25 protein-coding genes are annotated in these 23,214 nt (G+C 45.7%); 18 read left to right on the top strand and 7 right to left on the bottom strand.

Annotated features, from left to right (window positions below; genetic code table 11):
- The first annotated feature begins 7 nt into the window (after positions 1-7).
- From C0582_05010 to C0582_04960, 11 genes are all read left to right on the top strand, one after another.
- Positions 8-643, top strand: a complete 636-nt coding sequence (locus C0582_05010; GenBank protein ID PLX29243.1) for a hypothetical protein — start codon at positions 8-10, stop codon at positions 641-643.
- The gene (locus C0582_05005) at positions 627-1,619 is read left to right on the top strand and encodes an aspartate-semialdehyde dehydrogenase (GenBank protein PLX29242.1); all 993 of its coding nucleotides are present in this window, start codon (positions 627-629) and stop codon (positions 1,617-1,619) included. Before C0582_05010 ends, C0582_05005 begins: the two co-directional genes overlap by 17 nt.
- The gene (locus C0582_05000) at positions 1,616-2,716 is read left to right on the top strand and encodes a hypothetical protein (GenBank protein ID PLX29241.1); all 1,101 of its coding nucleotides are present in this window, start codon (positions 1,616-1,618) and stop codon (positions 2,714-2,716) included. Before C0582_05005 ends, C0582_05000 begins: the two co-directional genes overlap by 4 nt.
- Positions 2,706-3,389: a hypothetical protein gene (locus tag C0582_04995; GenBank protein ID PLX29240.1), complete on the top strand. Its 684-nt coding sequence runs from the start codon at positions 2,706-2,708 to the stop codon at positions 3,387-3,389. The genes C0582_05000 and C0582_04995 overlap by 11 nt, the downstream gene beginning before the upstream one ends.
- A complete protein-coding gene (dapA, locus tag C0582_04990; GenBank protein ID PLX29239.1) occupies positions 3,361-4,245 on the top strand; it encodes a 4-hydroxy-tetrahydrodipicolinate synthase in 885 nt (294 codons plus the stop codon). The genes C0582_04995 and dapA overlap by 29 nt, the downstream gene beginning before the upstream one ends.
- A 16-nt stretch (positions 4,246-4,261) precedes the next feature.
- Positions 4,262-5,026 (top strand): 2,3,4,5-tetrahydropyridine-2,6-dicarboxylate N-succinyltransferase, encoded by a 765-nt coding sequence (locus tag C0582_04985; GenBank protein ID PLX29238.1) that lies wholly within the window; start codon positions 4,262-4,264, stop codon positions 5,024-5,026.
- A gap of 3 nt (positions 5,027-5,029) precedes the next feature.
- Complete coding sequence (gene dapF, locus C0582_04980) at positions 5,030-5,815, top strand: diaminopimelate epimerase (protein ID PLX29237.1); 786 nt, start codon at positions 5,030-5,032, stop codon at positions 5,813-5,815.
- Entirely contained in the window at positions 5,794-6,912 is a 1,119-nt protein-coding gene (locus C0582_04975) for a hypothetical protein (protein PLX29236.1), read from the top strand. Before dapF ends, C0582_04975 begins: the two co-directional genes overlap by 22 nt.
- 133 nt (positions 6,913-7,045) lie before the next feature.
- Positions 7,046-7,960 (top strand): fructose-bisphosphate aldolase, encoded by a 915-nt coding sequence (locus C0582_04970; protein PLX29235.1) that lies wholly within the window; start codon positions 7,046-7,048, stop codon positions 7,958-7,960.
- A gap of 10 nt (positions 7,961-7,970) precedes the next feature.
- Positions 7,971-8,540 (top strand): elongation factor P, encoded by a 570-nt coding sequence (gene efp, locus C0582_04965; protein ID PLX29234.1) that lies wholly within the window; start codon positions 7,971-7,973, stop codon positions 8,538-8,540.
- On the top strand, positions 8,540-9,355 hold the full coding sequence (locus tag C0582_04960; protein ID PLX29233.1) for an inositol monophosphatase: 816 nt from the start codon (positions 8,540-8,542) through the stop codon (positions 9,353-9,355). Before efp ends, C0582_04960 begins: the two co-directional genes overlap by 1 nt.
- Here the strand turns inward: C0582_04960 and rocF are convergent.
- Positions 9,335-10,228: an arginase gene (gene rocF / locus C0582_04955; protein ID PLX29232.1), complete on the bottom strand. Its 894-nt coding sequence runs from the start codon at positions 10,226-10,228 to the stop codon at positions 9,335-9,337. The two genes, C0582_04960 and rocF, sit on opposite strands and share 21 nt — an antisense overlap.
- Positions 10,229-10,240: 12 nt before the next feature.
- The gene (locus C0582_04950; GenBank protein PLX29231.1) at positions 10,241-11,299 is read right to left on the bottom strand and encodes a hypothetical protein; all 1,059 of its coding nucleotides are present in this window, start codon (positions 11,297-11,299) and stop codon (positions 10,241-10,243) included.
- A gap of 59 nt (positions 11,300-11,358) precedes the next feature.
- On the opposite strand from C0582_04950, the gene C0582_04945 reads away from it, so the two are divergent.
- From C0582_04945 to C0582_04925, 5 genes are all read left to right on the top strand, one after another.
- On the top strand, positions 11,359-11,700 hold the full coding sequence (locus C0582_04945) for a histidine triad nucleotide-binding protein (GenBank protein PLX29230.1): 342 nt from the start codon (positions 11,359-11,361) through the stop codon (positions 11,698-11,700).
- Positions 11,701-11,800: 100 nt separating this feature from the next.
- Positions 11,801-12,448: a hypothetical protein gene (locus C0582_04940; GenBank protein PLX29229.1), complete on the top strand. Its 648-nt coding sequence runs from the start codon at positions 11,801-11,803 to the stop codon at positions 12,446-12,448.
- Positions 12,442-13,236, top strand: a complete 795-nt coding sequence (locus C0582_04935) for a hypothetical protein (GenBank protein PLX29228.1) — start codon at positions 12,442-12,444, stop codon at positions 13,234-13,236. Before C0582_04940 ends, C0582_04935 begins: the two co-directional genes overlap by 7 nt.
- On the top strand, positions 13,217-14,290 hold the full coding sequence (locus C0582_04930) for a hypothetical protein (protein PLX29227.1): 1,074 nt from the start codon (positions 13,217-13,219) through the stop codon (positions 14,288-14,290). Before C0582_04935 ends, C0582_04930 begins: the two co-directional genes overlap by 20 nt.
- Complete coding sequence (locus C0582_04925; GenBank protein ID PLX29226.1) at positions 14,287-14,904, top strand: hypothetical protein; 618 nt, start codon at positions 14,287-14,289, stop codon at positions 14,902-14,904. Before C0582_04930 ends, C0582_04925 begins: the two co-directional genes overlap by 4 nt.
- A 159-nt stretch (positions 14,905-15,063) precedes the next feature.
- Here C0582_04925 and C0582_04920 read toward each other — a convergent pair whose 3' ends face one another.
- Positions 15,064-16,506 (bottom strand): isocitrate dehydrogenase, encoded by a 1,443-nt coding sequence (locus C0582_04920; protein PLX29225.1) that lies wholly within the window; start codon positions 16,504-16,506, stop codon positions 15,064-15,066.
- 9 nt (positions 16,507-16,515) lie between these two features.
- On the opposite strand from C0582_04920, the gene C0582_04915 reads away from it, so the two are divergent.
- On the top strand, positions 16,516-16,758 hold the full coding sequence (locus C0582_04915) for a hypothetical protein (protein ID PLX29224.1): 243 nt from the start codon (positions 16,516-16,518) through the stop codon (positions 16,756-16,758).
- Positions 16,759-16,772: 14 nt separating this feature from the next.
- Here C0582_04915 and C0582_04910 read toward each other — a convergent pair whose 3' ends face one another.
- Entirely contained in the window at positions 16,773-17,066 is a 294-nt protein-coding gene (locus C0582_04910; GenBank protein ID PLX29223.1) for a hypothetical protein, read from the bottom strand.
- Positions 17,067-17,315: 249 nt separating this feature from the next.
- Between C0582_04910 and C0582_04905 the strand changes: the two genes are divergently transcribed.
- On the top strand, positions 17,316-18,395 hold the full coding sequence (locus tag C0582_04905) for a hypothetical protein (GenBank protein ID PLX29222.1): 1,080 nt from the start codon (positions 17,316-17,318) through the stop codon (positions 18,393-18,395).
- Between the two features lie 19 nt (positions 18,396-18,414).
- Here C0582_04905 and C0582_04900 read toward each other — a convergent pair.
- The 3 genes from C0582_04900 to C0582_04890 all read right to left on the bottom strand — a co-directional run bounded on the left by C0582_04900 (position 18,415) and on the right by C0582_04890 (position 23,103).
- Positions 18,415-19,522, bottom strand: a protein-coding gene (locus tag C0582_04900; protein ID PLX29221.1) for a peptide chain release factor 2 whose coding sequence is annotated in 2 segments (ribosomal slippage) — positions 18,415-19,452 and positions 19,454-19,522 — 1,107 coding nt in all. Because the reading frame shifts where the segments join, the coding sequence is not laid out codon by codon here.
- A 12-nt stretch (positions 19,523-19,534) separates the two neighbouring features.
- Positions 19,535-21,928 carry a penicillin-binding protein gene (locus C0582_04895; protein ID PLX29220.1) on the bottom strand — a complete coding sequence of 798 codons (2,394 nt, stop codon included), beginning with the start codon at positions 21,926-21,928 and terminating at the stop codon, positions 19,535-19,537.
- Positions 21,925-23,103, bottom strand: a complete 1,179-nt coding sequence (locus C0582_04890; GenBank protein PLX29219.1) for a hypothetical protein — start codon at positions 23,101-23,103, stop codon at positions 21,925-21,927. Before C0582_04890 ends, C0582_04895 begins: the two co-directional genes overlap by 4 nt.
- Between the last annotated feature and the right edge of the window lie 111 nt (positions 23,104-23,214).

Here is a 23,214-nt window from a genome sequence, read left to right as displayed (position 1 = left end):
GAATTTAATGGCTCACCTACGTTACATAAAAGTCGGTTGTTGCGACCATCCTGACATGCTTTTTTTTATCATCCATGGTTATGGCGCCACTGCAGAAAATATAGCGCCCCTCGCGAGCGCTTTTATAGACCAGTATCACCGAGCTCTTTTTATGGTGCCGAACGCCCCTCATCCCCATCCACTAGATACAGCAGGTGCGATGTGGTTTGAAATTATGGAACTGTCTGAGCCTGTGCTACACGCAGGATTGGAAGAATCCATCCCGCTTTTGCGCGATGAAATTAAATACTATCAAGAGCTCTATCAGGTGCCGGCTGAAAAGACAGTGGTTATGGGATTTTCCCAGGGGGCCATGATTGCGCTGGCCCTGAATCATTGGGGAGATACATTGGCCCAGACGGTTATTGGATTTTCAGGCGGGTTGCCCTTTGTGCCCGAAAAATGTGATCCAGCCGTTCGGTACTTATTGATTCACGGCACAGCAGATGCAGTTGTTGTTCCAGCGCGGGGCACAGAAGCGTGTGTTCGATTAAAGCAGGCTGGCGGTGATGTGCGGCTTGAAATGGTTCCGGGCCTTGATCATGCGATAGATGGGCGGGCGGTGGATTTGGCGCAAAACTTTTTGAATGAAGGCAGGGTTTAACATGAAAACTTCAGTTGCGCTTATGGGAGCCTCTGGCATGGTTGGTCAATCAATTATTACAGCGTTGGCGGATGATCCAACCTTTGAAATTGTGGAAGTGATCAGCTCTGAAAAACGGCAGGGAAAAGTGTATGAAGCAGAAACCAACTGGCTTTTGCTGGCGCCCTGTCCTGAAAAAATAAAGGCGCTCACATTTAAATCGCTTGAAGACCTTGAAAGCCCTTATGTGATTTCGGCTTTGCCGGCGGACGCTGCGGAAACAATGGAGCCAGCTCTGGCTGACAAAGGGCACATTGTGTTTAGCAATGCGGCAGCCCATCGATTGAGTGACAAAGCGGTGATGATTGTTCCTGAAATTAATCGTGAAGTGCTCAAAAAAGCCCTGCCAGCGCAGAACAAAGGCATGATTGTGACCAATCCTAATTGTGTGGTGGCAATTGTATCGTTGGCGCTTGCGCCTTTTTATGAAGCAGGTCTTGTGAAGACGCTTTCAATGACAACGCTTCAATCTGCCAGTGGTGCAGGTTATCCAGGGGTTTCGAGCATGGACTTGCTTGGGAATGTGGTGCCTTATATCCAGGATGAAGAATGTAAAATCATCGCTGAATTGAGACAGTTGTTTCAGGTGCCGAACCAGCCTATCTCTGTGCAGTGTAACCGTGTGCCGGTCCGGGTGGGGCATATGGCTTCTATTGAGCTTGAGTTAACAGAGCCTTTATCAGTGGTGGACGCACAAAAGATCATCACTCAGTGGGGCCAAAGCCATGATGGTATGCTGATATTCCATGATGATCCAACAGCACCGCAACCCCTTAAAAGCCTATCAGCCAATGATATGCGGGTACATGTGGGGCGCTTGCAGACCGGGTTGACGGATCGCCATATTCGTTTCTGTGCTTTGGGAGATAACCTAACGCGGGGCGCGGCGGGCGCGGCTATTGCGAACATGAACCTTTACCATCATTTGAGGAGATGATGCGGAGTGCTGTTGCAAAATTTGGGGGATCGTCGCTGGCCACAGCTTCTGGTATTCTAAGATGCTTGGATCTTATAAAAAAACATAAATATCAAGCTGTTATCGTGAGCGCGAATGGGAAAATCACCCAAATCTTAGACCTTTTGGTTTTATATCATCGCCAATCAAATGCCCCAGCTTTTGACCAAATTTGGTCAAAAATATGGGCTATTTATGACGAAATTTTAACAGAATTGGCCTTTAATTCGATCAAAACGACCCGTTTTATTCACATTTTGAAGGCGTTAAAAGCAGAGTTCACTGTGGCGGATTATTCCGATGCATTTCGGGATCGTGTTTTGGCCTATGGTGAATATTTATCGGCTTTCATTTTAAATGAGTTGGGCGCCTTTCATTTTGTCCCCGCGGCTCAACTTATCAAAACCAACAGCCTGTTTGGAGCAGCAGAGCCTAATATATCTGCCATTAAACAGAATATGGATCATTTGGTTCAGGCCCGTGATTTTTCAGTGACGCCTCTTTTGACGCAGGGATTTGTGGGCAGTGATGAACAGGGCCATACCACCACCCTTGGGTTTGAAGGGAGTGATTTTTCGGCCGCGCTTGTTGCTGAGGCAATGCAGGTGCCGGCCTTAACCATTTGGACAGATGTAACCGGCATCTACACAGTTGATCCCCGCTATGTCCCTGAAGCGCCCCCCATTGAAAAAATGAGTTATGCATTTGCCGAGCGCATTTCACACTACGGTGCCCGGGTTTTGCACCCTAGAACATTGGAGCCTTTAAAGCGATCTGGTATTCCTTTGTGGGTTCAATCTTCGTTGGATCCTGGCCAATCAGGTACGTTAATTTCAGAGCATCATGATGATCAGCATTCTGTGATTACCTATCACCAGTCTAAAGTATGGTTGCATCATTTTGACCAAGTAACGCTGCGCCTGTTGGCGGACCGTTTTCCCATCGAAATAGCTTTAGAGACGTTTCCGTATTCATTGGCGTCGGTTGCGTGTCATTCATGTGAATCGTTTGAGATCACCTTGAAAAAAATTCATGATGGCTGGTGTGATTTGAAAAAGGAGAGAAAACATGCGCTTTAATGTTATTGGTCCAGGAAAAACAGGTCAGTATGTTCAAGAACATCTAAAACAAGAAGAAATCGCCCATGTGTTCTCGAGCAAAAATCCCCCAACGCTTGAACGGGTGAGGGAGGCAGATGCCTCGATTATTTTTGTCGATGGCGCAACGATGACGGATCTTATTCCTCTTTTGCTTGAAGCCGGAAAACCAGTGGTGACTGGGAGCACAGCGGTGCAGTGGCCCGCCGATCTTGATCACCTGTTGCGGCAGCAAAACGTGGGGTGGATTCGAGCGGCAAACTTTAGTCCCATGATGAATTTCTTTTTCTATGTCACGCGAAAGTTAGCCGGTGCGCGCGAGCTTTTGGGAAGCCCGGAAGCGTCTGTTTATGAAGTGCATCATGTGACCAAAAAAGATAAACCAAGCGGAACGGCTTTGCGATTGGCGCATGATTTAAACTGGCCCAATGTTGAGATTACAGCGGATCGGAAAGAGGATTATGCGGGCATTCACCGGCTGACCTTGGAAAATGCTCGAGAAAAACTTACCGTTGAACATGAAAGCCGTTCCCGTGCCATGTATGCCCAGGGAGCTGTTGGCGCTGCGCGCCTTTTAATGGGCGAGCCTAGCTGGGTAGGATTGATTGATTATGAGGAATTGATGTATGAAAAATTCGATCACATTACATCGTGATAATTTAAAAGACTGGCCCGTCATTACCGCGATGGTTACGCCTTTTTCAGAGACAGGTGTTGACGATGACGCCCTGAAATTTTTGGTGAAACAGCAGCAAGACCAAGGATGTGGGGTGTTGGTTTTGGGAAGTACTGGAGAAGCCTTTTCCCTAACCCCGCAAGAACGAGTTGCTGTGCTGGATATAGCTCAGAAGATGGATTTGACAGTCCCTCTTGTTGTTGGGGTGACGGACTGTTCCCATGACCGGGTGTTAGAAAACATCCGGCAAGTGAATGATCGCCAGGTTCAAGCCATATTGATTTCTCTACCACCCTATTTCCGACCCGGGCCTGAAGGGCAAAAAGAATTCTTTGACTCTGTTCTTAACGCCTCCAACCATCCAGTGATTTTGTATAATCATCCGGGCCGCGCGGGGGTTGCGATTGCGGCGGAGGTGATTTCTGCTTTGGCATCGCATCCGAACTTGTTAGCGTTAAAACACTCAGCTCCAGGCCTTGATGTGCTTCAAGAGATTAAGAAAAAAGCCCCCCAAGTGCCGATTTACTTAGGGGATGATTCCCTTTTTCATGCCTATGCCAAAGAGGGTGTTGTTGGGTTGATCTCTGTGATGGCAAACGCCTGGCCTGAAAAAACAAAAGCCTATGTGAGAGGATGTATGGCCGGTTCGGTGACGGATCCCTTGGACATCTTTGAGGGGTTGGAGCAAACCGTGAATCCAATTCCCATCAAGGTGGTTTTATCACATCTCTTTGAAATCAGGCCGGATGTTAGGTTGCCCCTATCTTTGAAGGATTTATCAAGTATTGAAAAAATTGAAAATTCCATTCATGGTATGGAAAATTGGTTTATTTAGATAAAAGAGGAAAATTGTGCGCCACGATTTAAAGCCAGAAGATTTTTTAGATTTTTTAGGGAAGCTTGAAACAGGTGACATCCGGGCCGCCGAACCCAAGGGAAATGGGTGGCAAGTTAATGGGTGGGTTAAAGAAGGTATTTTATCGATCTTTAAGCAGTCGGAAATGACAGAAATTCATGAATGGCCGGGCTATGTTGATAAGGATTTTTTGCGTCCGCGCGCTTTTTCTCTGGCAGATAAAGTCCGAGTTGTGCCCACAGGAACAACGGTTCGTCCCGGTTGTTATATTGGCCCGCAGGTTGTCATTATGCCGCCAAGCTATGTTAATATTGGTGCGTATGTTGGCGCCGGAACCATGATTGATAGCCACGTTTTGGTGGGGTCGTGTGCCCAGATTGGTGAAAATATTCACCTTTCCACCAATGTTCAAATTGGAGGTGTCCTGGAGCCGATATCAGCCCAGCCTGTGATTGTTGAAGATGGGGCCTTTATTGGCGCTGGATCCCAGATTCTTGATGGTGTTCGTGTTGGCAAACGGGCTGTGATTGCACCGGCTGTGACTCTAACAAAATCTGTTGATGTCTATGATTTGGTCAATGAAAAGCAATTAGAGAAGGGGGCCGATATTCCAGAAAATGCGGTTGTGATTCCAGGTTCACGAGCGCTGTCTTCTGGATGGGCAAACGAAAGAGGCCTTTCTAAGTATTGTGCGCTGATTGTCAAGTATCGTGATGAGAAGTCCTCGGCTGCTACCACCCTAGAAACTTTGTTAAGGTAGGCGATGTTTTTCTTTCGAAAGATGACTGCCTCAGGGAACGATTTTATCGTTGTGGATGAACGGGTGGCTGAACATAAATGGAGCAAAGAAAGTGCTCAGCGCCTATGTGATCGGCATAACGGTGTTGGCGCTGATCAACTTTTGATCATTCGACAGTCATCAAAAGCTGATGCTAAAATGATTGTCTATAATGCCGATGGGTCAACCGCTCTTCAGTGTGGCAATGGATTGCGGGCGGTCACCAAATATATTCTTAATGGTAATAATTTTGGCTTAACCCAGCTTTATATTCAAACAGGTCATGATTCCATTCACAAGTGTCAAAAGCTTAGTGGTGATGTGTTCATGGCTCAACTGGGATGGCCTGCTCTTTACAACACAGTGTTTTCTAACCCCTGTCCTGAAAAATTGAAGAACCCCCTGCATGTTTCCACAGGTAATCACCACTTGGTTCTTTGGACAGAGAACGTGACAGAATTGGATATTGATCGTATTGGACAAGAGGTTCAAAAGCAGTATCCGATGGGTATTAATGTTCATTTTGTGCACCGCATTAATGAGTGTGAAATTTGTATCCGCCATTGGGAATTAGGAGTGGGGATTACCCAATCATGCGGCAGTGGCTCAGTAGCGGCTGTGTTTGCCGGTCATCAAAGAGGCTTTTTAGAAGATGAAATTTTAGTCCGGACAGCCGTTGAAGAAATGTACGTTGAAAAGCGTTCAGATGGCTATTATTTAACCGGGCGTGTGGCAACAGTTTATGATGGATGTATGAAGTGTCAACCATGAAATCTTATCAGCGTGCGCTGAAAACCCTAGCCTCTGGCAATGCTTATGAGTTGACCTTTTATCAAAGTTCAGTTTCCAAACCCAAGGCGCGGGTTTATATGCAAGCAGCTTTACATGGCGCTGAGATTCAGGGAATTGCTGTTATTCGCCACTTGCAAGAGCGACTGGCCCAATCTGATTTGCCCTTTGATTTCAAGCTGCTGCCATTGGCGAATCCAGCAGCTTTTGATACTAAAATGGGTGAATATGGCTATGGGCGATTTGATCCCCGAACCGGGATGAATTGGAATCGCGGCTTTGTGAATTTGCTTTCTGCCTCTGATTTTTTTGAAGCTTTTGAGTGTGAACGCTTTATCAATACACATGCGCACCTTGGATATGATCAGGCCATTCACGTTTTTGAACACGCCCTCAAAGAACGATTGGATATCTTGGTAAACGCTTCAGCTGGTCAGCCGCCAGAAACACAGTTGGCTTTGATTTTGCATCAAGAGGCCTTGGACGCTGATTATATTTTTGATTTGCATTGTGATTCAATTTCTAAGCCTTATCTTTACACCCCCCAATATTTGCTGAATAAACGGTTGTTAAACTTTACAGCCCAGCATTTTATTACAACCCCCTGCCGCTTTAGCCCATGCTTCAATCAGGCGGTTTTCTATCCTTTCTGGCATTTCACCGAGCAATGGAATAGGCACACGGGTGAAACAAACGTGTCTCCTAAAAAGGCATTCACTTATGAGCTGGGCTCAAAAGAGAGCTATTGCTCTGAAACCGCAAAGACAACCCTTGACGGCATCTTGAACTATGTCACCAACGCGCACAATCCAGTCAGCCAAGCGTGGTGGTGCACAGAAGATGATTATCATCGATTGAGAGCGCCCCGGGGAGGTATCTTTGAACTTTCCTGTGAACTGGGCAAAGTACATCTGGAAAAAGAAGACATTGGGGTTTTGCATACCTTCCCAGGACAAGAGGCAAGTCTTCCCATTGCTTATGAGGACACCTTTATTCCTTTAACGGTAACCGCTTCCCCTGTTGCCCATCAGGGGGATGAACTGGTTAAAATTATGACGCGTTATCAAGAAGTTTCATAGACAAAACATGCCGATTTTTATGTGGGTCGTTGCAGCTGAGATGGCAAAGAAACCGTAACAACGAAGGAATTTTGTTGAGCTTTCTGGCTGAAACCTGTTATTTAAGAGAGGGCGTGATAAAGGAGATTCTTAAATGACCGCTGCTGTTCAAAAAATCCTGTCTCATTATTCCTATGAAAGTCCGGCTGTTCGTGCGCGGCTTGCTCAGCTTTTATATCAAGGGGTGTTGGGCGGAACCGGACGGTTGATGATCTCTGCGGTTGATCAAGGATTTGAGCATGGCCCGATTGATAGTTTTGAGATGCAGCCCGAGGCTTATGATCCTTGTTTTCATTTCCGTTTTGCTTATGAAAATCGTTTATCAGGGCTCTCAGGCCCCTTAGGATTTCTTCAAGCTGGGGTTGATTTATACCCCGGTCAGTTACCACTTATCTTGAAAATGAATAGCTCCAACAAGTTAGTTGATATGGATGACCCTGATCAAGCGGTGACCGCGTGCATCGAGGATGCATTGCATTTGGGCTGTGCTGCCATTGGTTTTACGATTTATCCTGGATCCAATGCGTCTCTCAGTCAATTCCAGGAATTGCAAGAATTAAGCGCAGAAGCCCGTTCTTGTGGACTGGCCGTGATTGTCTGGTCTTACCCCCGCGGTAATTTATCGACAGAAGGAGAAACCAGCATTGATACGGTGAGCTATGGCGCCCATATGGCCTGTCTTCTCGGTGCCCACATTGTGAAAGTAAAAATTCCATCAAGTGCTGTCGCAACCCAAAAATCAAAAGAGCTCTTATCAAAATCAAAAGCAGACCTGACCCAGTTGGATGAACGGATTGCCTTTGTCAAACGGGCCTGTTTTGCCAATCGCCGGCTTGTTATTTTTTCCGGCGGCGCAATCAAAAGTGATGCTGATCTGATCAGTGAAGTTCAAGCCATTCACGCGGGCGGGGGAGATGGATCGATTATTGGCCGGAATATTTTCCAACGTCCCGAAACGGAAGCCAAAGCATTGGTTCAGAAATTAACCGCCATTTATTGTTCGAAATGAGAAAAATATCATGAAGATTACCGCAAATGAAATCAGACCGGGTAACGTCCTCGAGTATAAAAATAGGCTGTGGGTGGTTTTGAAAATACAACATACGCAACCTGGAAAAGGGGGCGCTTATGTTCAAACAGAGCTTAAGGATATCAAAGTAGGCACAAAACTGAATGAACGGTTTCGGTCAAGTGAGACCATAGAAAAAGCACGCCTGGATGAAGAAGAGCGCCAATTCCTGTATCAAGATGGTGCTCATTTAACATTTATGGATCCTGAAACCTTTGAGCAAGTGACGCTGGATCAAGGATTGTTGGGAGAGTCGGTTCGCTTTATTCAAGAAGGGATGACCGTGACAATTGTTTATCATGACGGACATGCCTTGAGTGTGCGCTTGCCTGATACGGTTGTAATGACCGTGGTGGAGGCTGAGCCAGTGGTTAAGGGGCAAACGGCTTCTTCCTCTTACAAACCCGCTGTTTTGGAAAATGGCGTCCGGGTTTTAGTGCCGCCGCATATTGAAGTGGACACACGCATTGTTATCAACACACAAGATGGCTCTTACGTTGATCGAGCAAAGGAAAATTAATGGCAACTGTTACACAAAGATTAACCACTGTTCCCATTGTTAATGTCATGGCGCAAGCAGCTTTTAAAGCCGCCCGCGCCCTTATTCGTGATTTTAATGAAGTTGAAAACTTAGTTGTTTCAGATAAAGGCGCTGGGGATTTCGTCTCAACGGCGGATACACGCGCTGAAACAATTATTTTCAAGGAACTGCAAAAAAGCTATCCCAATTATGGGTTCTTGATGGAAGAGCAAGGGGAAGTCGGCAACCAGAATACCTATTGGGTGATTGACCCTTTGGACGGGACCTATAACTTTCTTCACAGTATTCCGCATTTTTGTATCTCCATTGCGCTGATAAAAAATGGCCAACCGCACGCAGGAATTATTTATGATCCCATCCGAGATGAATTGTTCTGGACGGAAAGAGGCCGAGGAAGTTTTCTGAACAATCGGCGCTTGCGGGTTTCGCTAAGAAAAGAATTACGTGGATCTCTTGTGATGGCGACGTTGCACAATGTATATACACCCTCACGCCCCCCCCATGAACGGGCTTGCTTTGATGAGTTGTTCAAACAAACACGGTTTCGGATCTTTGGATCGGCTGCTTTGAATTTGGCGTATATTGCAGCGGCGCGCGCAGATATTTTTGTGGGATTTGGATTAAAGGCCTGGGATGTGGCTGCTGGGAATTTAATCATTCAAGAAGCGGGCGGAAGCTTAAGCCCGTTCGATCCCCGGCAGGATATTTTTAGTGGCGAGACCCTAATTGCCACCAACGATCAACTGATCATGCCAGTGGAGCGGATCTTTAAATCATTCTGTAAAAAGGCTTGATACCAGCTCTACGGCAAGCTTTGCTGTTTGATGGTTGTTATCGACCTCTGGATTGAGCTCTACCACATCCATAGATCCTAGTTTTCCAGACTGTTTGATGGCTTGGAACACCTTTTGTGTTTGGTCAAGAGAGAGACCTTGTTCAACAGGAGTGCCGACGCCAGGCGCTAGTTCTGGATCAATACCATCGATATCAAAGCTAAAGTGAATATGGGTATTATCATCAACTTTTGCAAAAATTTCTTCGAGGACCTTTTCAATGCCTGCCTGATGAATGAGGGGCATGGTATAAACAGACATCTTACTTTGATTGACAGCGATTTGCTCTCCTTCATCGACCGATCGAATGCCAATCATATTAAAGACCTCTTCCTTAAGAAAGCCGCCGTTGCTGTTGATGAAATCAACCAACGGTTGAGGGCCTTGACCAGTGAGAACGCGAACAGGCATTCCATGGATGTTTCCTGTCGGGCTGGTAGCTGGCGTATTGAAATCTGTGTGGGCATCAAACCAAACGACCAAAAGATTTTTGCCGTGTTTTGCGCAATAGTGGCCAACGGCACCCAATGAGCCAATGGCATAGGAGTGATCACCACCAAGAACAAGGGGCGCATAGCCCGCGGCCAAAATTTCGGCAACTTGGGTATATAAAGCTTTGTTCCATGCGGTTAAGGGATCAAGATGTTTGGCATTTTCTTTAAGAGGATAGTGGGGATACGAAAGCGGTTCTTCGATGTCACCGAAATCTTTTTTGGGCCGCTGAATGCTTTCGATAAGGCCAAACTGTCGAAGTGCATTTGGGCCGTACTTTGTGCCGGGAAGCGCACATCCAAGACTAGAGGGAATACCGCATATACCAATTTTGTGAGTCATATGAATGGGTGTCTATCGATCAAGAAAAGAAGTTGCTAAGTTTTGAAGTGTTTTTGGATCCAAGTCTACGATATTGTTTCGGATGACAAACTCTAAAACATGGCCTTCTTTAACTTTGCCTTTATTGAGTGGCTTGAGAACCTCTGACGCAAGAGCTTTGAAGAAATCACCAGGCTTTGATTTTGTGGAGAGCTTTTTCTGGGAAAGAGCTGCTGATGCCCGTTTGATCATAATTGTTATAGACCCATCATATGCCCCTTTTTTGTTAAGCATTGGATCATTCAAAAGATCAGATTTGACTGTGAACACATCTTTGCCTTTTTTATCTTGGGCGGTCAAATTCATTTGGATGGTTTGTTTTCTGCTGAGCTCGTCCTTTTTGATGGTGGCGTGCCCCTTTAAATTTGAATCTGCTTTTTTGAAAGGGATAAGTTTCATCACAGGCTGGAATTGTTGAGCAAATAGCTTTTGACACCCTGTTTGAAAGCTGGGGTTTGCATTCAGTGTGATGTTTTGATTGATGACAGCGTTTTGTTTTGTCATGGTGTAGGTGAGTTTACCGTCTTTGATGGTTAGGCAAGGGTTGTTGGCCCCTCCAATGCTGGCATCTGCCATGGTTGCCTCTGCTTTAAGGGCTGGCGATGCAAAAATATTGCTGACAGTCCCATGGGCATTGATATTACTCATGTTTAATTCTAAAACCCCAGACTCCCCAAACTTGAGCTGATTATCATACGCTTTTAATGCACTTAAATTCAGATGTGCTGTGGGTTGGAGAGAGAAGCGAATCTGAAGATTCAAACCAGAAAGATGAAGCATAACTGGGGCTTGATTCAATTTTTGATATTGGAAATTAGCGGGCGTGGTGCTGGTGATGGTGTACCCAAAAGGAAATCCAGAAACTATAAAGTTGGGTTTATCTTTAGATAGATTTTTGATGGTAAAGTTTTTCCCTTGATGGCGATCATTCAAAGCGGATGATAGGAGATTCTTCCCATAGTACCACGCAGCGCAATAAGCAAGGGCCAGGATGACAACAGAGATAAAGAGATATTTAAAAAGTTTTTTCATGATGATTGTTGTTCGTTTTTTTTGATAATATCACATAAAACAAACCAAAGGCCAAAGCCATGTATCACGGAGAAACGGTATTTTCCAAAATTATTGAAGGCACCATCCCTTCAAGAAAAGTGTATGAAGATGATCACGTGCTCGCTTTTCATGATATCGAGCCTAAGGCAGATGTGCACGTATTGATCATTCCCAAAAAGAAGTACGTCTCTTTTAATGATTTTGTTCAAGAGGCTTCTGAGACAGAGATCAGTAGCTTTTATCGAACCATTCAAAAGATTGCAGAGGATCTTGGGATTGCTGAATCGGGGTATCGATTGGTGACCAATCATGGTGCAAAAGCCGGTCAGGAAGTGTTTCATTTTCATGTGCATATGATTGTGCCCCAGCACAAGGATTAGATCTCTAAAACTTGCCGAGGGGTGACGAGAAAGCTTGATTTTTGAAGCACGCTGACGCATTATCCCCAAAATTAACACTTTGTTCATAATTGAATGACTTTTGAAACATTTTGCCTATATTTCAATGACTGCTGATGCTTTGAAATCCCCGATTCCTGTTGATGTGCTTCGATCGATTGGGTTTTTACCTTTGGCCACAGGTTCGATGCAGTTGGATGTCTATTGCTTGAACGCAGATAATCAAGAAATGCAAAGCTTGATCGAGACCTACCATTCAGCGTGTCATCCTAGTTATATTGTTGTGGGTCTTGATGAGTTGAATCGGTTGTTCGATCGGCATGGCCTGCTTCAAAAGAGAGAAATACCTTTAACGCCGCTGGAGACATTGGCGGATCTTGTGCGAGGTGGTTTGCAGCGCCAAGCCTCGGACATTCACCTTGTGGTACGCGAATCTTGCATAGCGGTTCTGTTTCGCTGTGATGGGCATTTGTTGCCGTTTAAAGATTTGGACAAGCAGTATGGCCTTCAATTGATCAATGCTGTGAAAGTCAGGGCATTGATGGATGTGGCTGAAGGGCGACAGCCACAATCAGGTAGTTTTCGCCATACGTCTGATGGAACAGGATATGAAATTCGGGTCTCAACCCATCCAACTTTATTCGGTGAAAGTACGGTCTTAAGACTGTTAACCAAGTCTCCGTATCAACAAAAGTTAGAGGACCTTGGAGATTCTCTGCCTCGATTTTAAAACAGCTTCAATCGGCTGGAAAATCACCAGCAGGACTGATTGTTCTGACAGGGCCTACGGGGTCTGGAAAAACAACAACGCTTTATAGCTTGCTTCATCAAATGGGCCTGGCTGAAAAAAATGTGATGACACTTGAGCAGCCCATTGAATATTTCATGCCGAGTATTCGCCAAACTGAAATACGCGAAGGTGCTGGGATGTCTTTTGCCTCTGGTATTCGGTCCATTTTACGCCAAGATCCGGATGTGATTCTGATTGGTGAAATCAGAGATTCTGAAACAGCCGCTATGGCTTTGCGGGCGGCCATGACGGGTCATTTTGTGTTGACGACAGTTCATACCCGCGATGCATGGGGGGTTATTTCAAGGCTGGAAGAGCTGGGTGTGCCCCGCCATCACATTCAAGAATTTATTACCATCATTGTTGCCCAGCGGTTGATTCGTAAGCTCTGTCAACATTGTCGGCAGAAAGTTCAAACGCCCGAGACACTGGTGAATTTAGGACAGGCTATGAAGGTCAAGCTTCCTGGTTCAACCTATCAATCTACAGGCTGTTCTGCGTGCTTTAACACAGGATATCAAGGGCGCTTTGCCGTGGGGGATGTCTTGACGCGACAGGCGATTTTAGCGGTGGGGGCAAAAGAGCCCCCAACATCGATTCGGGAAGAAAGGCCTTTTTTAAAGGAAGGGCTTGAAAAAGTTGCCGAGGGACAGGCTGATTTTGCTGAAGTTTTTCAGCAACTTGGCATGGATCTGGATAAAATGAAAGTTGGGCGGCCCGTGTGTTAAAAGCGAAAATACCGAGAAAAAGCCTGATGAGCTTTTACTGGCATTTACACTATTGTCTCAGTGCTGGTTTGGACGCCGGGCAAGCGATATCCGGGCCTTTTTGAACCGAGGGCTAAGCACAGTGTTCCGGCGCGAATTAGATGGCATTTTGAAACACTATCAACATGGCGCTCTTCTCTCTTTTGCTTTTGATAAACAGACGCTCCAGGATCGCTCGATGGTGATATCGCTTTTGAAAGCGGCTGAGGCCTCGGGACAGTATGCGCAGATCTTCTCGGGCTTGGCTCACTATCAAGCTTGGAAAATTGACATGACTGATAAAATTGCACGATTGTTGTATTACCCTTTTTTCCTGTTCTTGGTTGGATGTGCTTTGCTGGGTGCCACTCTTTTTATTTTGGTGCCCGAGCTTCAACCTATTTTGAAAGAAATGGTTAATCAACAGTCCACGCGGTTGGACGGTATTTATGCTTTTGTGGTGTGGTGCCAGAATCATGGCTTGCTTATGGTCGGTGTTATTCTTGGGCCTGTTTTGATTTTAGGACTGTTCGGTTTTATGAGCACCCGCATGCAGTTAATGATGCAAAAAACCCTGTTTCAGGTGCCGCTTCTTTCCACATTGATAAAATATGGTGAGACAGTGCAGTTTTGTCGCGTGATACATTTGCTGTTGGCCCATGATGTCCGCTTGATTGAGGGCATCAAACAAATGGCCTGTACCCATCCTTTGGCCGTATGTCGGCACTCTTATCAGAAGTTGCACGAAGATATGACGCGCGGAGAAAGTCTGTCCCAGGCGTTTGCCAAGGTGTCCCTTTTTGATCCTTTGTTTTATCAAATGTTGCTGGCGGGAGAAGTGTCTGGAAATTTAGTGCAAGCAATGAAGCAAGCGTCTCATTATTTTGACCAAGCGTTTAAGCGAAAAATTGATGCACTTTTACGACTGCTGCCAACCCTTATTTTGATGATGGTTGGGCTTGTTTTGATCTTTATTTTGAGTCAGGTGATCCTGCCTCTTTATGACACGATTGCCGTTTCAGGAGACCAGATATGAAATTGATCAATTCAACCAAGGTTTTTCTGCGCCTTGATAAGACCCATGTTTCTATGGAGATGGGGCGGCCTTTGGGGAAGAACAAGGTTCTTTTTTCCGGGAGCCTTCAGGAATTTGAGCATTCTTTGGCGTCTCAAAAATCAATCAACCATTTGCCAATGGTGATCGATTTAGCGGGGCATCCCGTTTTTTTTAGCCAGAGCAAACCTGAACCCGTGGTGGATTTACATGCCGAGCTTCCAGTGCCTGACCAGGGACACTGGTTTGTGACGGTTGGGGGCTCTGATGACGTTTCTAACATTATTTCTTTGATTTACGACCAGTGGCAAGGGAGCATCTCTATCTCCAAAATGCCCCTTGAAAAAATGATGACTTTTATAGAGAAGCATCGCGGGGCGAGCCAGGGTGTTGTTTTGATACAAAACCTACCGGAAGGCCTGCTTTGTGTGGGGCTCAATCAGGGACGCCTTATTTTTATGTATGTAGATGGTCGCTATCAGGAGGCGGATTTACATCAAAGAGATCACATCCCCCGGTGCTTCAGGAGCGATGGTATAAAATGGGGCTGCCACGGGCGTATCAAGCAATCCGCATTCCTGGCGACTTGGATGTGAATATCGCTGAGCAGAGCTTGAGACTAGATCTTAAGAATCGGATGCTGAAAGACAAAGATCGGATTAGAGAGCAGGCACACCGTCGACGAAATATTTTTAAATTGGTGGCGGCGGCCTTGGCAGGGATTTTTTTGGCATGTATCTGTTGGAACGCTTAGACTAATGAGAGCCGCCTTGAACGGTTGAGTAACATAGATCTGGACCATTTACGTAGAGCTTAACGATTTTTGACCAGGCGTAATGGGGCGTGAGAACGTCTAACAGCTGCGCCAGGTGTTTTTGCTGAATCGGCCCGTTTTCAGTATAGAAAAGACGGCACTGCCAAGCGTCGGTTAAACTGGGGACAACAACGGGCACGGGATAAACTTGATAGCCACGATTGGCAACATTGATCAAATCAAAAGGCATGGGCTCTAAAATTGTTTTTAGGTGCGTGCCAAGCGCTTCTGGACTTCCATTGTAGAGAAGGGTGAGATCAACCCCTGTTTCTGTTAGCGCTTCGGGAGGCTTAGGAAAACGGGGTTTAACCGCGGCAAGATTGAGAGGTTTTTTGAGAGGATCATCAAGATCAGATGCCGATGCGTTTTTGAGATTGTGGATAATGGTTTGTGTGAATTCAGAGGTTGAGACAGGATGGCGCGCATAGGGAACATCTGAGGTAAAAACACCTTCAACAAACGTTTGCTCTAACGCGCGTGTGATGCGCTGAGCCACCGCAAAAGCGCCTATGTGTTCCAGCATGAGAACAGAACTTAAAATCAAGGAGGTTGGGTTGACACTATTTTTGCCCACAAGAGCGGGCGCAGAGCCGTGAACAGCTTCGAAAATAGCGGCGTTCATACCAATGTTTGCGCTGGGCGCAAATCCCAAGCCGCCCACAAGACCCGAGCAAAGATCGCTGAGGATGTCACCATTGAGATTGGTCATGACCAGCACATCAAACTGACTGGGGTTGACCACCAGTTGATGCGCACAATTATCAACAATCATATGCTCGTAAGTGATATCAGGATAGTCGGCAGCGACTTGGTCACAGACGCTTTTAAGCAGGCCTTCTGTGATTTTCATGATATTGGCTTTGGTAGCGCAGGTTACTTTTTTTCTGGCGCGGGTACGGGCGCATTCAAAAGCAAACCGGGCAATTCTTTCACACCCAGCCCGCGATACGGCTTTGAGGCTTTGAGCTGTTTCCGGCGAGGTCCAATGTTCAATCCCGGTATAGAGACCCTCAACATTTTCACGAATTAAAACAAGATCAATGGGATCTTTTGAATAGCGCGTTTGAAGCCCCGGCATAATGCGGGCCGGGCGAATACTTGCAAACGTATCAAAGAGTTTCCGCAAAGTAACATTGGCACTTTTGCCACCATACCCAACGGGTGTTTCCAAAGGGCCTTTGAGGGCAACACCCGTTTGTTGGATAGAGGCAATTGTTTCCGGCGGAAGTCCTGTTTCGATGCCGGCTTCAAAAGCTTTTTTGCCCGCTGTTTTTAGATCCCAGATAATGGGCGCCTGGGCCGCCGAAAAAATATCACAGACACTTTGAACAATTTCAGGCCCGACGCCATCCCCTTCAATCAGCGTTATTTCTTTGGATATCATTTAGCTGAGTTGACCCAGGCTGGAATCATTGTTGACATTGGTATTGGGGCGCGAGCCACGGAAGGTGTCGATGTTGGCAATAATTTCAGTGGCTTGGGCGAGGCGGGTATTGTATTCCTCGAGCTTGTCTGGGGTCATGGTTTCGAGCTGATTGGTCATCCCATTGACAAAAGCCTTAATGGTGCTGATCTGGGTGCGCACGGCATCAACGGTGGGATAAGCACCGGAGAGGTTAGAAATGCTGGCTTTTAACTTGGGTTGGGCGATTACGTTAGTGACATCAATGAGTCTTGCAAAAAATCCCGACCTTTCTGCCAGGATGTGACAAAGGAGAGCTGACCATTGAGCTGATTGAGGGCATTAATTAAGTTGTTGCTATTCATTTGCGCCATTTGAATGCTGTTTGCATTATTGGTGATGCCTCGCACTGTGCTGCTGAGGCTGCGGTATTGACCGGCCCACCCCTGCAAATTTGACAGTTCTGATGTGGCATCTTTGGTGCAATGGGTTAAAAGAAGAATGAATGAAAATGAAAGTAACTTTTGAATGTCTGTCATCATGTGTGGAACCCTGCCCCATTTAAAGTATTAGATCTTTTTAAATATGGGTTAATTTATGAAAAAAGACAAATCTTTTTATCTAAAAAAGTAAGCTTAGTCGCTTGACGGTGGATTTAAAAGCAATCTATCATTCACCTGTGAAAGTTAAAAAATCTGATCCAACAAAAATAAATAATTTTTTTATTTAATTTAATACTTGAACTTTTAATTTTTTTAATTATATTTATTATAAATTAGTTGTTTTGTGTTGTGAAAAATCTTTTTATTATTTGTTTATTGTCCCTGCAGGTGAAATCAGCTTGGCCTGACTTATGCTTAGACGCGAATCCTGATCGGGTGAGTTCTTTTACGCAAGGAAGTGAGGCTATAAGAACCACTATCTATCCAACAGAAAGACTAGTATGGCTGAGTGAGAGATCGTGCCATTTTTTAGGAATAATTCCTAATAATTTCAGTTCAGAAGAAAAAGCCCGGAAAGCCCATAACGCCCTTATGGATAAATCTGAACCAACTGGTTTTTTTGATCTTAAGGAAGATATGAAAAACACACAAGCAGAGGCCGATCGAAGTTGGGTTGAAGGGCTGTTATCTTTGAGGGGCAGGTTAGACCATTCTCAAAGCAGAGCCTTAACTGCTGAGCAAGAGATGACAGGGCCTTTGGCTGCGGTTACGCTTTTTGACCCTTTCGCCCAACAGTCATCATCATTATCTCATCCAGATACAGAAAGTTCTACTGATAATCATTTAGCTCAAACGTCAGTGCAAGAAACAGAAACTCATCAAGAGAGGACAGGTCGGCGACAGAGGAGTGCTGTCGCACGAGCGCGCAGGAGAGAGAAGAAGCGTAATACATTAGCGAAAAAAAATAGCTTGTTAGCAGCTCGAGAAGCATGTGTTCGGATTCAAAGAGAGCTTGATAGAATCCCTGATAACTCTAGAAATTCATCGAAATACTATGAATTAGAACGTCGATTGGAAGAAATTAGAAAATTTATTGACAATATTAACGAGTATTTCCCAAATCCTGAACCATTAGGACCTATTGTTTCTCCGTTGCTACCAAAACAAAAACCGAATGGTCAGCGTATGGCGCTAGCTCCCATAAATAGTCAACCCGTAATGAGAGCTTTCGCCGCCACTCCTATGGCAGGGGCTGCATATCAAAGCTGTGGGCAGCCAATGATGGGGGTGCAAGCTGTTTATTCAACTGGAGTAGTAGACCAAAATAGACAGGTTGTTTTTGTACCTTCTCCTGCGTATTATTATGGGACAGCTTCTCCCTATCCCTCTCATGGCCTGCCTGGTGCGACAGCAAAATACCGATGGTAAATGTTGTGCTGCAAATAAGCTAACGCTGGTTGGTGGCGCGATGGGCTAAGGCAGCTTCGAGGAATGCATTGATATCGCCATCGAGGACACCTTGGGTGTTGCTGGTTTCAACACCAGTTCTAAGATCTTTCACCATTTGATAGGGCTGAAGAACATAAGAGCGGATTTGATTTCCCCACGCATTATCGCTTTTTTGAGCATGGGTTGACATGGCCTTTTCTTCTTGCTTGCGCAATTCCAATTCGTAGAGCCGGGATTTGAGCATCTGCATGGCTTGCGCCCGATTACGGTGTTGTGAACGATCATTTTGACACTGAACAACAATACCTGTTGGCATATGGGTGATGCGGATGGCGCTGTCGGTGGTGTTAACGTGTTGGCCACCGGCACCCGAGGCCCGGAAGGTATCAACTTTTAAATCTTTATCTTCAATGGCAATTTCGATGGATTCATCCAGTTCTGGATAAACACGCACCGCTGAGAAACTTGTATGCCGACGCGCGTTAGAGTCAAAGGGAGAAATACGCACCAGTCGATGAACGCCGGATTCTGTGCGCAACCAACCAAAGGCTTTGGGTCCTGAAATTTTAAGGGTCGCTGATTTGATGCCGGCAACCTCACCACTATTTTCTTGAATAATTTCAAGCTTGTATTTTTCTTTCTCTGCCCAACGAGAATACATCCGGAACAGCATTTCAGCCCAGTCTTGAGCTTCTGTTCCGCCGGCGCCGGCATTGACTTCAAGGAACGCGTTGTTGTTATCGGCCTCCCCGGAGAGAAAGCTTTTCAATTGGTGACGCTCTGCTGCCTTCAGCAATTGAGCAAGTTCTTTTTCCGATTCTGCCACCAGCTCGGACTCGTTTTCACTTTCAGCGATTTCAATCATATCGACGAGTTCGGCAAGCTTATTTTCAAGGGCTAAAATATCGTTGACATGCGATTCGAGTTGCGACCGCTCTTGCATGATAGATTGTGCTTTTTGAGCATCATCCCAAAAGCCATCGGCTTGAATGATGTCTGCCAGCTCGGTTAAGCGTTTTTGAGCGCTATCCCAGTCAAAGATGCCTCCTGAGCAGGGAGAGAATGGTCTCGATTTCGCTTTTAATAGACTCTATTTCTGCTTTCATTGGACTTTTTGTTTAATAAATGCCACTGACAGCTGAATTTGACAAGGAAGAACTTGACGTACTACCACTGGGATTGGGGTTTTGATGGGGTTTAAAAACCTCGATGATGCTATTTTTATCAGTTGCTTCGGCGCGCTGCCCAGTCAACCGATTGATGCGCATGAACTTCGTTTGAGGTGGCACTTTAAACGGTTGGGGTTGTTGAGCAGCAAGCGCCTTTTCCATGAACTCTTTGAAAATAGGGCCCGCCACAGATCCCCCGGTATTAAAGCGCCCCAGAGAGCGCGGGTGGTCATAGCCAAGATAAACACCAACAACCAGGTCCTTGCTGAATCCCAAGGTCCAGACATCTTTGTAGTCATTACTGGTTCCTGTTTTAAGGGCAATGATTTGATCTTTTGGTTTTGCGCGGCGGCCGGTCCCCCGGACACCAACGCCTTCAAGAATCGAGACGATTTGATAGGTGCTGATGGGATCAGCAATGGTGACTTTTTTGCTGTCTAAGGTGGGGGCAAAGTCGGTGGTTGGTGGCGTGAGATCACAAGAAGGACAGGTTCGATTGTCTTGGCGATAAATAGTTTTCCCATGACGATTTTGAATGTGTTCAATCAAATAGGGACGGATGTGATAGCCGCCGTTGGCAAGCATGCCATAGGCAGCGGTGAATTGAAGCAGGGTTGTTGCTTCACTGCCTAAAACAGCAGATAGATAGGGCGGTAAGTTTTCATAAATGCCAAAACGCCGGGCAACAGAGATAATCTGTTTCATGCCAATGGCATGTGCCAATCGAACCACAGTTGTGTTCATCGAGCGTTCCAGAGCAGCTCGAAGAGTGTTGATCCCGAAAAAGCGTTTTTCAATATTTTGCGGCGTCCACAAAGGTTGACCAGGCGCGCTTTCATAAACAAAGGGCGCATCCAGAATGAGAGAGGTGGGGCTGTAGCCTTTTTCAAACGCTGCTAAATAGGTGAACGGTTTAAAGGCCGAACCCGTTTGACGCAAAGCTTGGCTAGCCCGGTTAAATTGGCTGCGGTCAAAACTAAAGCCGCCCGACATTGCCAGCACTTTACCTGTGTGGGGATCCATTGCCACCAAGGCCCCTTCTATTTCTGGCGTTTGTTGGAGTTGATAATGATCTGTTTCTAACCCGCCCTCTTTAGAAACGAGAATGACATCCCCTGGGGTCAACACATCATGGGGGCTGGTTATTTCTTTGCCCAGCGCTGTTTTACCATTTTTAAGACGTATGTGTTTCCGGGCCCATTTGAGGAGGTGGAGAGGAATGGTTCCCGAAGTTTGATCTTTAAATCCGATGATGGCGTGATCGGGTTTAATATCAAGGACAACGGCCAAACGCCAGGTGTCGAGATATATGGGCGTATCGATCTTTGCCAGAGAATGAACCCAGGTTTTCAGGGAAAGGGAGCCAATCGGGCCGCGCCAACCTTTTTTCCGGTCAAATTTGATGATGCCGTTTCGTAGAGCCTCATCTGCAAGACGTTGATAAAAAGAATTTAAGGTTGTATGGACAACCAATCCTTCTTCATAGAGTGTTTGCGTGCCATATTTATTGGCAATAAACCGCCGAACATCTTCGGCAAAGAATTTGGCATCAATAATATCTTTTGTCTTGTGCTGTCGGAGAACAATGTCTTCTTGTATGGCGCTGCGGGCTTGATCAGCTGTGATCAGATTTTCTTCATACATACGGCCAATCACCCAATTACGCCGAGCAAGGGCGGCTTCCTTGTTTCGTATCGGGTGATAATTATTAGGGGCTTTTGGCAACGCTGCTAAATAGGCAGTTTCAGCGACAGACAGTTGATTGAGCGGCTTGTCAAAGTAATTGAGAGCCGCCGCGGCGATCCCATAATTACTGGCACCAAAATAAATTTCATTGAGATAAAGTTCTAAAATCTTGCTTTTTGACAGGGCCCGCTCAATGCGAATCGATAAAATGGCTTCTTTAATTTTGCGCAGAAGGGTGCGATCACTGGTAAGCAGAAAATTCTTTGCCACCTGTTGGGTAATGGTCGAGCCGCCCATCAACCCTTTTTGACCGGTGAGTTTGTTTTTGATGTTGTTGAAGGACGCTCTGAAAATACCGAGGATGCTAAGCCCGAAATGGCTGTAAAAATGCTCATCCTCAACCACGAGAAAAGTTTTGATCACATGATCGGGAAGGGACTCTATGGGGACAAAGATTCTTTTTTCTATGGCGTATTCTGCAAAAACGTCCCCCTCTTTAGAAAAAAGACGGGTTAGGACAGGGGGATCATATTTTTTGAGCTGCGTGTAATCAGGAAGATCGTGGCCAAAAAAATAAAAGAGGGCCAAGATGGATAAAGCTGCACACAGCCCTGCAATCAATAAAAAATAAAAAAGATTTTTAATCCAGGATGTCATAGGGCTTTTTTATCCATGAAAAAAAGGTCAATGGCGCTTACCAGTTTTGAGGCAATGATGCGCAAATAAAAATCGGAATTAAGTTTTTTTTCATCTTCAGGGTTAGAGAGAAAACCCAGCTCTACCAAAACCGCCGGAATATCGGGTGTGCGCAGAACGGCAAAGTTTGCAAAGCGATGATTGTTGCTTGATAAAAGATATTTTTTATCAATAGCATTTTGAATCATTTGAGCGCAGGAAATGGACAAATTCATGGTTTCCCGTTTGGTGAGATCAATGAGGATATTGGCAACTTCTGGAATCTCTGAATCGAAGTCAATTCCCATAAACAAATCGGCCTTGTTCTCTTTTTGGGCCAACTTTGCAGCTTCTTTATCTGACGCCACACGGGAGAGAGTGTAAACAGAGAGCCCTTGGGCTGAGCCTCTGGGGGAGCTGTCGGCATGTAAGGATATGAAGAGATTTCCCTGGTTTTCACGGCTAAACTGGACTCTTTTGGCAAGCGGAATGAAAACATCGGTACTGCGTGTGAGGCGGACATCATAGCGATTTGTTTTTTTTAACACGTCCGCCAAGATTTTAGCCGCCCTTAGCGTGACGTTTTTTTCATAGGTGCCGCCTCTGCCAATGGTGCCTGGATCGGCGCCGCCATGACCCGCATCAATGATGATGATTTTTTTCTGCGGGGCCGGCGGTGGTGTTGGAAGGCTTTTCTGCGTTGGCGGCGGACTGCTAAGCTTTAAGGTGTGTGGTGGTGGATTGGCCACGGTTTCTTGGAAATCAATGACGTATCGATGGTTTTTACAGGTTGGATTGGGGGCGATGCGAAATTTGTTTTTGATGGCCATCGGGCCATTTAAAGAGAGAATTAACTGCCTTTTGGTGCCATTGACTTTTTGCTGCTCTGCTGACCGGACATAGGCGGGGCGTGTAGATGGCAGGGTAATCGGCGCTCCGTTGTTAATGTGAATCAGGACATCTTTGTCTTGGTTGCCTTGATAGGTGACCGGCGTTAGGGGTTGGCGTGATTCCAAAACGATTCGAAACCCTTTGGGTTGAGCCCCAAAACGAACATCGATTGAATCTCCAGCTGAACAGAACCAAGAGAAGGCACTGCACAAAAGAGCCAGGACTGTAAAAAGATTTATTCTAAGCATCCGATTACAAACGTACATAATTTCTAGAAAACAATGTTGTTGATCATGACAACCAGATCATTTTATGTTATTTCTTGCTTAATTTACTATGCCATTATCATAGACGAGACTTTTAAGAATTTAAAAGGA

This window comes from Alphaproteobacteria bacterium (assembly GCA_002869105.1).
Taxonomy (GTDB): domain Bacteria; phylum Pseudomonadota; class Alphaproteobacteria; order UBA7879; family UBA7879; genus UBA7879.
This window is presented reverse-complemented; position numbering and strand designations above follow the sequence as displayed.